Source organism: Rathayibacter sp. KR2-224 (assembly GCF_049446075.1).
Classification (GTDB): domain Bacteria; phylum Actinomycetota; class Actinomycetes; order Actinomycetales; family Microbacteriaceae; genus Humibacter.
Map to the genome: position 1 here is coordinate 2,461,269 of NZ_JBMSEB010000001.1, position 13,567 is coordinate 2,474,835.

Genomic DNA, 13,567 nt, shown 5'->3' on the forward strand with positions numbered 1-13,567 from the left:
CGCGAGGCGGCCGGCACCGGCGGGCTACGCCGCAGGGAGCGTGAGGATCTCGGCGCCGTGCTCGGTGATCGCGATCGTGTGCTCGCTGTGTGCGGTGCGGGATCCTGTCGCGCTTCGGAGCGTCCAACCGTCGACATCGGTGACGAGGCGATCGGTGTCGGCCATGACCCACGGCTCGAGGGCGAGCAGCAGTCCGGGACGCAGCCGGTAGCCACGCCCGGGGCGGCCGGCGTTCGCGATGTGCGGATCCTGATGCATCGTCGACCCGATGCCGTGCCCGCCGAACTCCATGTTGATCGGGTAGCCGGCGTCGCTGAGCACCGAGCCGATGGCGCCTGAGATGTCGCCGATTCTGGCCCCGGGACAGGCGGCGGCGATCCCCGCCTCCAGCGCCCGCTCCGTCGCTTCGATCAGCGCCACGCTCTCCGCCGGGCGCGACTCGCCGACGATGAAGCTGATGGCCGAGTCGGCCGCGATCCCGTCCTTCAGCACGGCAAGGTCGAGGCTGAGCAGGTCGCCGTCGGCGAGTCCGTAGTCGTGGGGCTTCCCGTGGAGCACCGCGTCGTTGACCGACGTGCAGATGTAGTGCCCGAACGGCCCGCGCCCGAACGACGGTTCGTAGTCGACGTAGCACGACTCGGCGCCGGCGTCGGTGATCATCTCCCTGGTCCACGCGTCGATGTCGAGGAGGTTGGTGCCGATCGTGCTGCGGCTCTTCATCGCTTGCAGGATGCCTGCGACCAACCTGCCCGTCTCTCGTGCCCGCTCCATTTCCCCGGGGCTCAGGATCTCGATCACACTTCACCTCTCGAACCGATAACTATCCCGGTCATACTATCCCGGTATTAGTATCGGTTGCATGGTCCGAATGCCTCTCACACCCGCCGATGTCGAACGCGGCCAGCGCCTCGGTGCGCTGTTGCGTCGTGCGCGGGGGGACCGCTCGATGCTGCAGACCGCCCTCGACGCCGGGCTCTCGCCGGAGACCCTTCGCAAGATCGAGACCGGGAGGGTGGCGACGCCCGCGTTCTCCACCATCGCCGCCGTTGCGGATGCTCTCGGCCTCTCCCTCGATGCCGTGTGGCGCGAGATCGCTCTGCCGGCCGAGCACGAGAGCTCGGGCTCCGGCGACGCCGCTCGCTCCACGGCCGCGGAACGCCTCGCCTCGTAGCCCCTCGCATCGTAGCCGGCCGGTGCCCGACGGCCTCCCGTTCCGCTGTCGCAAATCGCGGGTGCGGCCATCCGTGACCCGCGTTTCCTGACAGCGGAACGACGCTGCTCGCTCGCGACGCATGTCGCTGTCCGACAGAGGAATGGTCCCGCCGCGTATGGCCCGCATAGCGTTGCGGCATGCACATGCTCTTGCGCACGATCCTGCACGCCTGGATCTCGCGGTTCGGCAAGCGGATCGGCCACTACGACGTCGCGTACACGAGGTTCCGTGTGCTGCCGACCGACCTCGACATCCTCAGGCACATGAACAACGGCGTGTACCTGTCGATCTTCGACGTCGGCCGCTTCGACATGCTGCGCCGTAACGGCATCTGGCAGGTCTTCGCCGAGCGCGGCTGGTATCCAGTCGTGGCATCCGAGACGATCACGTTCCGCAAGTCGCTGCAGCTCTGGCAGCAGTTCGTCGTCGAATCCCGCATCATCGGCTTCGACGAGAAGGCCGTGTACGTGCAGCAGCGGGCGGTGGTCGGCGGCGAGATCTATGCAGAGGCGTTCATCAAGGCCCGGTTCCTCAAGCGCACGGGCGGCACCGTCTCGATCGACGAGTTGCTGGATGCGGTGGGCCCGATCCCGCCGCAGATCCACCTGCCCGAATGGCTGGGGCGGTGGGGCGACGACGTGAAGCTGCCCGCGACGCGCGCTGAGGCGCCCAGCGTCTGGGAGTGACGGCCGGCGGACGTAGCCTTGAGCGCGTGACCACCATCGCCGACCCGCTTCTCGAGTCGGCCACCCGTCCGCTGTTCTGCGAGTACCGGCCGGCAGAGCCGGTCGACCTGCGCAGCACGCTCGGAATCCTCGGTCGCGGCACGTACGACCAGACCACCATCTGGGATGCCACCGGCGTCTGGCGAACATTCCGCACGCCCAGTGGTCCGGCCACACTCCGGCTCGTCCAGCGTGCCGACGGCGTCGACGCCTTCGCCTGGGGGCTCGGCGCCGAGTGGGTCATCGCGGGCGTGCCCGAGCTGCTGGGGGCACGCGACGACTGGAATGCGCTCGACTTGAGCAGGCATCCGTTCCTGTCCGAGGTGCGGCGCAGGCATTCTGGCATGCGGTTGCCGCGCACCCGGCGTGTTCTCGAGGCGCTCGTGCCCGCCATCATCGAGCAGAAGGTGACGAGCCTCGAGGCCTACCGCGAATGGGCGCGGCTCGTGCGCTGGTTCGGCGAGGTCGCGCCGGGTGTTGCGGAGGGGGTCGCGCCGCGTGGGCTGCTGGTCTGCCCCTCGGCCCACACGTTGCGGCACATCCCGTCGTGGGAGTGGCACCGGCTGGGCGTGGATCCGAGCAGGTCGCGCACGGTGGTGCTGGCATCCCGGGTCGCGGATGGCCTTGAGCGATCCATCGACGACACGGGAGCGGATGCGGCGGCCAAGCTGCGCACCATCTCGGGCGTCGGCGTGTGGACGGCCGCCGAGACCCTGCAGCGCTCGCACGGCGATCCGGACCAGATCAGCGTCGGCGACTACCACCTGGCGTCGATCGTCGGCTTCGCGCTCACGGGCTCGAAGACGGACGACGACGGGATGCTCGAACTTCTGCAACCGTGGGCCGGCCAGCGACAGCGCGTGGTGCGGCTGATCCTCGCGTCCGGACGCCGACAGGAGCGCCGCGGGCCACGCGCGACCATCACCGACCATCGCTGGCGCTGAGGCCCACCGGGGATTGAGCCGCGGGGGGCTGCCTGTCGCGGGTTGAGTAGCGGCGAAGCCGCCTGCCCCGGGTTGAGTAGCGGCGGAGCCGCGTATCAAAACCCCCGGTGGTTTCGATACGCGTCGCTGCCCGGCGCTACTCAACCCACGGTTCCCCCGCGACGCGGGCGACGCAACCCACGGTTCCGCGGCGCGCCGCGGCGCTACTCACCCGCGGTTCCGCGGCTATGCGCCGGCGTGCAGGTGCGGGTCGTCCTTCCAGGCGGGCATGCCCGACATGTAGGCGCGGGTCGAAGCTTCCACTTCGGCGCGGCTCTGCTCAGGGTGGGAGCGCTGCTGCCACGCCGTCATGCGCTCGAAGCGCTCGTCGAAGCTCTGCAGGTTGCCGTCGGCATCCGTGCAGTTGGCGCAGTAGCGGCCGCTCTCGATGGGCATCCCGCAGCTCTCGCAGGTCAGTTGAGTGGTCATGATGGTTCTCCTTCGATGTTCGATGGCTCCGCGATCGTTGCCGGCGCCGCGGCCGACGCGTCGACGAGCGCACGGAGGGCGGCGAGGAGGTCGGAGACCTGGCCGCCAGGCAGCCGCTGCAGAGCGGATGCCAGCATCCCCAGCCCGAGCACGCTCGAGTCGTCTCGCAGTACGTCGAGCCCGGCATCCGTGAGCCACACGAACGTGCGTCTGCGGTCGCCGGGGTCGGCGCGCCGCTCCAGCAGACCCTTGCGCTCGAGCCCCGTGACGATGTCGCTCGCCACGGACTGAGCGCGGTCCAGGTGCTCGGCCAGCTCGCCGATCGTCAGCGGCCCGGCGAGCGAGAGGTGCGTGAGCACAGCCCGCGAGGCGCCGGGCAGCGCGCTGTGCTTGGCGTCCCTGCGATGAAACGTGAGGTACACCTGCTGGAACAACCGATCGAATGCCTCGGCATCGTGTGCGGGTCGCTCGTTGTGCGTCACGCGATCACTGTCGCCCCAGGGCGACGCATCGTCAATCCCGATGGATCTGCGTGGGCGCCCGCATTGCAGATCTGTCGCTCTTGCGTGCCTGCATGGGCATCCGTGTGCAATGACGACAGATCTGCGGGGTGGCGAGTGTCGAGCGCGGTGGAGCAGCCGCGGGCACCGAGTTCCGGCGAAGGGTCGCGATGGCTCAGTCCGGGTCGGACGGGTCGATCGGCTCGTGGTGGTCGCGGTTGACGATCCCGCGCTTCCAGTAGCCCTGCACGTCGAGCTGGTCCTGCCGCAGACCGGCCTCGTGCTTGAGGAAGCGCCGGATGGGCACGAGCGCGGATGCCTCGCCCGCGGCCCACACGTAGACATCCGGGCCGAGAGCCAGGGAGCGCACCGCCTCCTCCAGCTGGCCAGGACCGTCTTCGCGATACAGCCACTCCACTGATGCCCGCGACAGCTGCTCCTCGCTCAAGTACGGCTCGACCTCCTCGTCGGCCACGTCGAGCAAGGCCGTGATGCGAGTGGACTCCGGGAGCATGGCAAGCCATCGCGTGAACGCGGGAAGCGCCGTCTCGTCGGCGATGAGCACGGCCTCCGACGCGTCTTGCGGAGCGAGGTGCGAACCTCGGGGTCCGGCCACCGCGATCTCGTCGCCCGGCTGCGCCGAGGCCGCCCAGGCAGAAGCGGGACCGCCGCCGGCGCGGTCCTTCGGGTCGCCGTGCGCGGGATCCGGCGAGTGGAGCACGAAGTCGATGTCGAGCTCCGCGGCGCCGAATGGGGCGGGGCGATACTCGCGCGGGGTGTAATCGCGAGAGATGATCACGCCATCCGTCGACCGATGGATGCCGTCGCTGCGCACCTCGGGAACCGTCAGCCGTCCCGTGGCCGGGTCGGGGAAGAACAGCTTCACGTGATCGGTGGGGCCGGGTGCCGAGAAATCATCGAGCGTGTCGCCCACGAGCGTGATGCGCACAATCGACGGCGTCAGCTGGTCGATGTGCGAAACGGTCAGGCGTCGGATCGCCATGTCGTGGCGAAGGTGATCGCGTGTGGCCATGCTTCGACGCTACGCCAGGGGGCGGTGAGTGGCTGGTGCGCCGGCACGCGCCGCGAAAAATCGGAGATCTGCGCCGACACGCCGCGTGTGAGGGCGTGTCGCCGCGGCTGGGCGGCGTGTCTCCGATTTTTCGCGGGGTGGCGGGCGGCGGCGAGGGTGGCGGTGGTGCGGGCAGGGAGTGCCCGGGGTGCGGCCGGGGCTGCAGGACGGCGGGGGTCGGCCGGATGGATGGGTGTGCGACGCAGCTGTGGAGAGTCCCGGGCGGTGCCGCGGGCGGGTAATAGGGTGAACGGGTGCCCGCCGGGAAACGCCACCGAGACGTGCACGGCTCGCCGCCGAGTGGATCCCGACACCGCACCGAACGCAGCGGCGCGCTGTGGCGCAGGCGCACGCGCGCCCAGGCGGGCCTGCTGGCCGCCATGGCCGGAACCATCGCCATCGTGGCTGCGCTGGTCGGGGTGATCGCGGGCATCGCCGCGCAGGCACCCGCGACATCCGTTCGCGCGACGATCGACGCCGGGCCCTCGTCTGCCATCTCCCGTAGCGTGTCGTGGCAGTGGGATGCCGGCGACGAGCATCCTTCGCAGGCCGTCGTTCGCGCGGCTCTGGGCAAGCAGTTCGCCGGCCTGCCGGTTCGCATCGAGCAGGATGCTTCGCCCGAGCACTCCGCTCGCTGGACGGTCACTCCGGATGACTCGCGCATCCGCCCTGAGCAGCTGACCTCGGTGCGTCACGCCGAGTCCCGCCTGGTCGAGGTGGTGCGAGGGCTCCCGGGGCTCAGCGACACCCCCGTGAAAGCGACCGGTGGCGGTATCGACGCGCTCCGCAGCATGGAGCAGGCGAACGCGGCGCTGTCGGCGGTGCTGCCCGTGCCGGCATCCGTGCTGGCCGTCGCAGGCGTGATCGCGCTGGCGTTGTTGGCGCAGCTGCTCGTCGACGCCCGCGACAACGAGACCAGGCTGCTGCGGGCACGCGGTGCCTCGGTGCGTGCCATCGTGCTGGCCGATGTGACAGAGACCGCGGTCACAGCCATCCTCGGATGCGTCGGAGGTGGGATCGCTGCCGGGCTGACGCTGGCGCTCACGGTCGGGATGCCTGCGCCCGGGTCGTTCCTGTTGCCGTGCGCGGGGGTTCTGCTCGGCTCGGTCGCGGTCGTCGTCGGGTTCGCCGCGGTCGCCGCCGAGCGGGCATCCGGCGAGGCGAGACAGGTCTCCGGGCGAGTTAGGCTCGGCATCTCTGCCGGGTCGACGCTCGTCCTGCTCGCCATCGCAGGCATCTCGATGTGGCGGTTCGTGCAGGGGCAGGCATCCACCGGCCCTGTGGATCCGATCGCCGTCGTCGCGCCGGCTGCGGTGCTGTGTGCGCTCGCCACGTTCGCCGTCATCTTCTTCGGCCCCGTCTCCGCGGCGATCGAGACCGGCGTGTCCCGGTCGCCCGGCGTCGCGTCGTTGCCCATGCGGCTGGTATCACGGCACGCGGCAGTGTTCGCCGCGCCCGTCGCGCTGCTCACCCTGGCCGTCGCCGTCGCGACCTTCGCCAGCGGCTACCAGGCCACCTGGTCGTCGTTCCTGACCTCGTCATCTCGGCTCGTCGTCGGCGGGGATGCCCGCGTCGACCTCGACGCGCCGCAGTTCGTGGCCGGCCCCTCGGATGCCTCGCCGCTCAAGCGCATCGTGAACGTGCCTGGTGTCAGTGTGGCGGTGCCCGCCATGACGATCCCGGCCGACATCGGACCTCTGTCGGTCGACCTCGTCGGCGTGAAGGCGAACATGCTGCCGACACTGAACAGTGCACCGGGCGCCATGTTCGATGCGGCAGCGATCGGCAACGACTTGACCAGGTGGTCCGAGTGCATCGGCCCGTCAGGTGAATGCGAGATCTCTGAGGAGGGGGCGCAACGGGCGAACGCCGTGCGCGCGGCGGGGCAGGGCATCGGGGTTGCGGCGGGAGCGAAAGAGCTCACGCTCAGTGTGCAGGCGAGCGCATCGGCGGCGACGACAGCGCACATCACGGCATGGCTCACCGCGCCGACGGGCGAGGCTGTGCCGGTCTCGGCCGACGATGTTCCGGTGCAGGCGGTGAAGGCATCCGACCGGGTCTCCGCTCAGCAGGTGCGGATCCCTCTGCCCGACGGCGTATGGGCCGTCGCGGCGATCGATGTCTCGGTCGACCTGCCGCAGGGATCCGGCCCGAGCCAGGGCTTGGCAGTGAACGACATGAGCGCGCTCGCGCACGTCGGCTTCTCGATCTCGAAGGCCGAAGCGGATGGCCATCAGCTGTCGCTCCCGCAAGCAGGCTGGCAGTTGCAGAGCGATGTGTACGACAACGGCGACGTGGTGACGATGCGCGGGCACGCGAACGACCTGGGATTCGACGGAGCCGTGGGGGCGACGACGGCACCTACCGTACGGGTGCGCCTCGCCCCGAAGGTCGACTCCAATGTCGTTCCGGTGGCCCTGAGCTCTGCGGCGGCGGCCCAGACCGGGCTGAAGGTCGGCGCCACCACGACCATCGACCTGCCTCAGGGATCGTTGCCCCTGCGCGTGGTCGCCGTGACGCCGCAGATCCCCGGAACGTCACAGGCCGCCGCCGCCCTCGTCGACCTTCCGACCCTGACGACTGCCATGCTGCACGCCTCGCAAGACCTGCCGGCCGTCGACACGGTCTTCGTAGAGGCGCACCATGGCGCCCCGGCGACCGGAGGGCGGTTCGACGCGCGCGCGCTGAGCAGCGCCATGCCCTCTGCCTCGGTCGTCACACCAGATGTCGCGCTGCCCACGCGATTCATCGCACCCGTTGTGCTGGCGCTCGAGCTCGGGGCATACGGATGCTGCGCGCTCGCCATCGTCGCGCTGGCCGCCAGTCTCGCGGCGCTGTGGCGCGGGCGGCGGGGTGAGACGGTCATCCTGCGCGCGATCGGCTTCGCCCCGCAGACGCAGGCTCGCTCCCGAGCCGCCGAGGCCGGCCTGGCAGTGAGCTACGCCGTCGTGTGCGGCGTGCTCGCGGGCATCCTCGTGACCATCGTCGCCGGCAACGCGCTCGCAAGACGCTCGGTCCCCGGCGCACCACAGGGGCTACCGGTAGTGGGCACTTTCGACCTCGTGTGGCTCATCGGATGCCTGAGCGCGCTCCTCCTCGTGCTCGCGCTGGTCGTGGTGCGCTACGCCACCACGCTCTATCGCAGCGCGGTGCACGCCGTTCCGGGAAGGACCACGACGTGAGCCACGGGCGGCACGCCGCTGGCGCGGAGCCAGCCGCCGGCAACGACGCCTCGAAGCGCGCGGGCGAGGAGCATCTCGCGCTGTTGCTGCGCCCGATGCGCGCGTTCCGCTCCGGCTTCGTCGCGCTCGGCGTGATCGTGCTCGTCGCCACCGCCGGGGTCGTGGCGTGGCCGGCGGTGACGAGTGCGCTCGTGACGGCGGATGCCCGCGACCGGCTCGCGCAGTCATCCGTCGCGGCTCGCGACATCACGGGAACTGTGCCGATTCAGCAGACCGGCGGTCTCGACGGGCGGATCTCATCGACTGCTGACGCGATCGCGGCCGGGTTGCCTGGCGGGCTCGGGCGGGCAAGGCGCGAGATGCAGCCCGCGCTGCGCTCGATGACACAGCCGGGCAGGTTCGTGGGCCGCTCCGACGGCATCAGCGCTCCGAACTCGCCGCAGGGTCTGCGTGTGAAACCGGAACCGTCCGACACCAAGCTGAGCGCGCTCGGCATGTCGGTGGAAGCCGATCAGCGGCTGAAGACTGACGACGCGGTGCTCGTCGAAGGCCGGTGGGCGGCCGGTGGCGTTCGCAACGGTGCGATCGAGGTGAACGTGGCCGCCGCGACAGCCAAGAAGCTGGCATGGAAGGTGGGCGGCGCACGCACCGTCGATCTCGGAATGAATCCAGAGATCTCGCCCTCTCTCGGGTTGCCGCAGGACGCCGCCGGTCGGTCGTCGCTCGTGCTTAGGCTGGTCGGCACGGTCAAGCCCAAGCACCCCGCCGACGACTTCTGGCAACTCGACCCGGTGCGCTCGAGACTCGGAGTCAGTACTTCACCGGACCCCAACTCGAAGATCGCGTTCTACCACGGCCTGGCGTGGATCGATCAGGATGCCTGGCCGCAGCTTGCCCTCTCCCTCGGCAGTCCATACGTGTCCGCCTGGTACGGGGTGAAGCCGGGGTCGGCAGAGGTCGGCGCCCTCCCGGACATCGCAGCGGCCGCGACGGCGTTCCTGGCCAATCCGATCGACCCCGGAGCGGGATCCGGCGCGCAGCCGTTGCGGCTCAGCAGCCAGCTCCCCGACATTGCTCAGACCATCAGCAGACGCGAGGGTCCCGTGCCGACGCTGCTCGCGATCGTGGCCGTCGGACCGCTCGGTGCCGCGGTCGCTGTGCTCTTCGTCGGCGCGCGCCTCATGACCTCCCGACGGGCACGCGAGCTGCAGCTCGTACGCGCCAGAGGAGCGTCGGAGCGTCGCGTACGTGGAACGCTCGCACTTCAGACAGCGATCGTCACGGTGCCAGCGGCCGTGCTCGGCGGGGCCGTGGCCACGTTCGTGGCATCCGCCGTTCTCGGTACGGCGCCGGCGTCCGCCGTGCTGCCGATCGTGGTGTGCGCCGTCGTGCCGCCGTGCGCCGTCGCGATCACAGCGTCGCCGCAGGGCGCCACCCGGCGACGCCCGGTCACGGCGCTCATCGCCGAGCTCTTCGTGCTGGCTCTCGCCTGTGCGTCGTGCGTTCTGCTGCTGCAGCGAGGGGCGAGCGCGGCGACGGATCCCACTGCCATCGACCCGCTTCTGGTGGCGACGCCGCTGCTGGTGGTCTTCGCCGTGTGCGTGCTCGTCCTCCGCGTTTACCCGGCCGTGCTTGGGCTCATCGGACGCGGGGCTCGTTCGTCGCGGGGTGCCGTCTCCCCGGTGGGGTGGGCCGCGGCATCCCGCAGCGACAGAGGCAGAGTGTGGCCGCTGTTCGCCATGCTGACCGGCGTGGCGGTCGCGGTCTTCGCCGGAACCACGTTCACGACACTGGTGACGAGCGGCGAGCAGGATGCCAGCGCCCGCGTTGGTGCCGACGTCACCGTGAGTGCGCCGCTGTCCGCCGGTCAGGTGCGGGCCCTGCAGCGAATCGACGGCGTCGCGACGGTGGCGCAGCTGCGCCTTGTCGGCCTCGGCAGCACACCTGAGGGTGCGAACATTCCGGCGTACCTCGTCGACGTTGCGAAGGTGTCGGCCGCGCAGTCGAGGGTCGGCGAAGGCCGGCGGCTCTTCCCGGCGGATGCCGTCGCCTCCGCGGCGCGGAACGTCGGCGGCGCAGTGACCGTTCTCGGTGCGGTGCCTGGGGCCCGATCGGTGCGCATCCTCACCTTCGACAACACGCGCATCGACGTGCCCGTGAAGGTGGTGAACAGCGCCTCCGGGTCGGAGGCGCCATTCCTCACCGACGCGGAGTGGGCACTGCTCGACGAGGACCGGGTGCCTGCGTCGCTGCGCGCGGAGGCGACCACGGTGATCGCCCTCATCGGCGTGCGCGACGGTGTCGACACCTCTCGCGTCGCGGCGGCGGCGCAGCGCGTCGCGGGCCAGGCCGCGCATGTGGACTCGGTCGCCGCCGAGCAGGATCGTCAGGGGCAAGGTCCGCTGCTTGCAGGCATCCAGCTGCTGATGATCGCTGGGACCGTGCTCGCCCTCGTCATGGCCGTCGGAGCGCTGCTGCTGACCCTGGCCATGGCGAGCGGACAACGCGTTCGGCTGCTGGCCGTGCTGCGTACGCTCGGGTTCGACCGAACGCAGTCAGCTGCGCTGGTGGCGTGGGAGGTGGTCCCGCTCGCCGCGACCGCGATCGTGGCAGGGGTGATCGCAGGACTGGGCCTCTCGTGGCTCGTGGTGAGCGCCGTCGACCTGCGTGCGGTCACCGGGGCGCTGGCCCGGCCGCGGCTCGACCTGTCGCCTGCCGCGATCGGCCTCGTGGTCGCGCTGTTCGTGGTGGGCACCGCCGTTGCCCTGCTCTTCGCCGTCGCCTCGGCCCGTCGTGCCGACCCGGCTCGAACACTCCGGGCCGCAGAGGAGGAACTGTGAACGATGTCACCACGTTGCCGGCAGAGCCGGTGATCAGCTGCTCCGACCTGGTGCGCATCTACTCGGGCGAAGGCGTCGAGGTGCAGGCGCTGCAGGGGCTCAACCTGCAGGTGTCGCGAGGCGAGCTCGTCGCCATCATCGGCGCGTCGGGTTCGGGCAAGTCGACGCTGCTCGGCATACTCTCGGGGCTCGACAAGCCGACCGCCGGGCGTGCCACCGTCGCAGGCCGCGACCTGCTGTCGCTCACGCGCAAGCAGCGCCTGGAGTACCGGCGGCATGTCGTGGGGTTCATCTGGCAGCAGACGGAGCGCAACCTGCTTCCCTACCTCAGGGCGCGCGAGAACGTGATGATGGCGATGAGCCTCGCGGGAGCGCCGAACAGGCAGCGCCGTTCGTCCGAGTTGCTCGAGGTGCTCGAGATCGGTCACCTCGCCGACCGGATGCCTTCGCAACTTTCGGGCGGCGAGCAGCAGCGCGTGGCCATCGCGGTGAGCCTGGCGAACGAGCCCCAGGTGCTGCTCGCCGACGAACCGACCGGTGAGCTCGACGACGCGACGAGCGCGGAGGTACTTGAAGTGATGCGTGGCGTCAACCGGGAGCTGGGCGTCACGACGCTCATCGTCACGCACGATCCGGCCGTGTCCGAGCACGTGCGGCGCACCGTGCTCATCCGGGACGGGCGCACCTCGACCGAGGTGTTCCGCAGTCATGGGGAGGGCGGCGAGCATTCGGTCGCGGAGGAGTTCACGGTGATCGACCGGTCCGGACGCCTGCAGCTTCCGGCGGAGTACGTCTCTCGCCTGCAGCTGCGCGACCGCGTGCGGCTCGAGCTCGAGCAGACGCACGTGAGGGTCTCGCCCGCGCATCAGCCAGGGCACGACGTGAGCGGGGAGGAGCAGCAGTGAGCACGGGAACGCGGGCGCAGGCATCCATCGAGCCGATCCTGCGAGCGCGAGCGCTCACCAGGGTGTTCGGCTCGGGTTCGACGCGGGTCGAGGCGTGCGCATGCGTGGACGTGGACGTGCGGCCAGGCGAACTGCTCGTCATCAGGGGCCGCTCCGGCTCAGGCAAGACGACGCTGCTCAACCTGCTCGCCGCAGTCGACCGCCCGACCAGTGGATCCGTGTGGCTCGGTGACGTCGAGCTCAGCGCGGCGAGCGAGGACGAACTCGTGCGCGTGCGCAGGGATCGGATCGGCTTCGTGTTCCAAGGTTTCGGGCTCATCCCCGTGCTGTCCGCTGCTGAGAACGTCGAACTGCCGCTCCGCCTCCTCGGCCTGCCTGCCGGAGAGCGGGAGGAACGCGTTGCCCGCGCACTCGAGGATGTCGGCCTGACGGAGCACGCAGCGCAGCGGCCTCCCGAGATGTCGGGTGGGCAGCAGCAGCGCGTCGGCATCGCGCGGGCGATCGTCTCAGAGCCCGAGGTGCTCTTCGCCGATGAGCCGACCGGGCAGCTGGACAGCATCACAGCGGCAGCCACCATGGACCTTCTCGTCACGCTCGTGCGCCAGCGGGGGACCGCCGCCGTGGTGACGACGCACGATCCCCTGCTGGTCGCCCGGGCCGACCGCGTGCTGGAACTGCACGACGGCCGGGTGGTCGACGAGGTGCGCGCGACCGGCTGAGCAGCCCTCAGCTGGCCTTTGCCGCCTCGACTGCCCCCACGTAGTTCTGCGCGATGTCGTCGAGCAGCCCGAGTTCGGTGGGCTGCCAGCCCAGCAGCTCTCGAGTGAGTGCGCTGGTTGCCTGAACGTCTGACCCGAAGAACCTGCCGAGCCAGCCGAAGTGCTCCGTGGCATCCTCCGGCGAGACCGACACGACCGGCAGGCCGAGGCCGTCTCCGATCGCCTGGGCGATCTGTCTCGTGGGCACGCCCTGCTCGGCGACCGCGTGGGTGATTGTTCCGCCCGGTGCCTTCTGCAGCGCGAGGCTCACGAGTCGGCCGGCATCCAGGCGGTGCACTGCCGCCCAGCTGTGCTCGCCGTCGCCGACGTAGGCCGAGACGCCCCGCTCACGCGCGATCCGCACGAGCACTGCACTGAAACCGTGGTCGCCCGCACCGTGCACGGTCGGGGCGAAGCGCAGGGCCACGGGAGCGATGCCCCGCTCGGCGAAGCTCATGGCGAGCTGCTCGCTTCCACCGCGCGGGGCATCCGGACCGGCGAACGGCGATTCGTCGCGTTCCGTCAGGGCGCGAGACGGGAATCCCGCGAGGCCCGAAGCGAACATGAACTTGCGGCCCGTGCCCTCGAGCGCGTCACCGAACGTCTCGAGCGCTGCTCTCTCGGTGCGCCCAGACGCCGCGAAGTTGTCGAAGTCGTGCTTGAACGCGAGGTGGATGACGGCATCGGATGCCTCGGCCCCTGTGCGAAGCACGTCGAGGTCGTCCAACCCGCCGCGCACGGGGATGACGCCTGCAGCCTCGAGGGCGGAGGCTGAGGCATCCGACCTGGCAAGACCCGCGACCTCGTGGCCGGCCTCGATCAGGTGCGGCACGACGGCCGAGCCAATCCAGCCGGATGCTCCTGTCATGAAGATGCGCATGTGCTCTGTCTCCTTCTCGTCCGCGTGCGCCTGGGCGACGCGAGGACGGTCGATGGTGGTGTTCAGCCGCTGAGTCATGT

General features: G+C 70.3%; 12 protein-coding genes. 7 read left to right on the forward strand and 5 right to left on the reverse strand.

Translation table 11 applies throughout. From position 1 onward, the window contains the following. Positions 1 to 24 precede the first annotated feature (24 nt). The gene (gene map, locus ACO2Q7_RS11310; protein ID WP_423355702.1) at positions 25 to 798 is read right to left on the reverse strand and encodes a type I methionyl aminopeptidase; all 774 of its coding nucleotides are present in this window, start codon (positions 796 to 798) and stop codon (positions 25 to 27) included. Between the two features lie 61 nt (positions 799 to 859). Here map and ACO2Q7_RS11315 point away from each other — a divergent pair, with 61 nt between their 5' ends. From ACO2Q7_RS11315 to ACO2Q7_RS11325, 3 genes are all read left to right on the forward strand, one after another. Further along, positions 860 to 1,171 carry a helix-turn-helix domain-containing protein gene (locus ACO2Q7_RS11315; protein ID WP_423355703.1) on the forward strand — a complete coding sequence of 104 codons (312 nt, stop codon included), beginning with the start codon at positions 860 to 862 and terminating at the stop codon, positions 1,169 to 1,171. A gap of 179 nt (positions 1,172 to 1,350) precedes the next feature. Further along, positions 1,351 to 1,899: an acyl-CoA thioesterase gene (locus ACO2Q7_RS11320; protein ID WP_423355704.1), complete on the forward strand. Its 549-nt coding sequence runs from the start codon at positions 1,351 to 1,353 to the stop codon at positions 1,897 to 1,899. A gap of 26 nt (positions 1,900 to 1,925) precedes the next feature. Beyond that, positions 1,926 to 2,882 (forward strand): DNA-3-methyladenine glycosylase family protein, encoded by a 957-nt coding sequence (locus ACO2Q7_RS11325; protein WP_423355705.1) that lies wholly within the window; start codon positions 1,926 to 1,928, stop codon positions 2,880 to 2,882. Positions 2,883 to 3,107: 225 nt separating this feature from the next. On the opposite strand, the gene ACO2Q7_RS11330 is transcribed toward ACO2Q7_RS11325, so the two are convergent. The 3 genes from ACO2Q7_RS11330 to ACO2Q7_RS11340 all read right to left on the reverse strand — a co-directional run bounded on the left by ACO2Q7_RS11330 (position 3,108) and on the right by ACO2Q7_RS11340 (position 4,883). Then, a complete protein-coding gene (locus ACO2Q7_RS11330; RefSeq protein WP_423355706.1) occupies positions 3,108 to 3,350 on the reverse strand; it encodes a hypothetical protein in 243 nt (80 codons plus the stop codon). Further along, complete coding sequence (locus tag ACO2Q7_RS11335; RefSeq protein WP_423355707.1) at positions 3,347 to 3,832, reverse strand: MarR family winged helix-turn-helix transcriptional regulator; 486 nt, start codon at positions 3,830 to 3,832, stop codon at positions 3,347 to 3,349. The genes ACO2Q7_RS11330 and ACO2Q7_RS11335 overlap by 4 nt, the downstream gene beginning before the upstream one ends. Before the next feature lie 193 nt (positions 3,833 to 4,025). After that, on the reverse strand, positions 4,026 to 4,883 hold the full coding sequence (locus ACO2Q7_RS11340) for a siderophore-interacting protein (protein ID WP_423355708.1): 858 nt from the start codon (positions 4,881 to 4,883) through the stop codon (positions 4,026 to 4,028). 293 nt (positions 4,884 to 5,176) lie between these two features. Between ACO2Q7_RS11340 and ACO2Q7_RS11345 the strand changes: the two genes are divergently transcribed. From ACO2Q7_RS11345 to ACO2Q7_RS11360, 4 genes are read left to right on the forward strand one after another with little or no spacing between them, the layout of a single operon-like run. Next, a complete protein-coding gene (locus ACO2Q7_RS11345) occupies positions 5,177 to 8,104 on the forward strand; it encodes a hypothetical protein (protein WP_423355709.1) in 2,928 nt (975 codons plus the stop codon). Then, entirely contained in the window at positions 8,101 to 10,944 is a 2,844-nt protein-coding gene (locus tag ACO2Q7_RS11350; RefSeq protein WP_423355710.1) for an FtsX-like permease family protein, read from the forward strand. The genes ACO2Q7_RS11345 and ACO2Q7_RS11350 overlap by 4 nt, the downstream gene beginning before the upstream one ends. Further along, entirely contained in the window at positions 10,941 to 11,849 is a 909-nt protein-coding gene (locus ACO2Q7_RS11355; protein WP_423355711.1) for an ABC transporter ATP-binding protein, read from the forward strand. Before ACO2Q7_RS11350 ends, ACO2Q7_RS11355 begins: the two co-directional genes overlap by 4 nt. Further along, positions 11,846 to 12,568, forward strand: coding sequence for an ABC transporter ATP-binding protein (locus ACO2Q7_RS11360; protein ID WP_423355712.1), 723 nt, complete (start codon positions 11,846 to 11,848; stop codon positions 12,566 to 12,568). The genes ACO2Q7_RS11355 and ACO2Q7_RS11360 overlap by 4 nt, the downstream gene beginning before the upstream one ends. A 7-nt stretch (positions 12,569 to 12,575) precedes the next feature. Here the strand turns inward: ACO2Q7_RS11360 and ACO2Q7_RS11365 are convergent, their stop codons facing one another. Further along, positions 12,576 to 13,565, reverse strand: a complete 990-nt coding sequence (locus ACO2Q7_RS11365) for an SDR family oxidoreductase (RefSeq protein ID WP_423356014.1) — start codon at positions 13,563 to 13,565, stop codon at positions 12,576 to 12,578. Positions 13,566 to 13,567 lie beyond the last annotated feature (2 nt).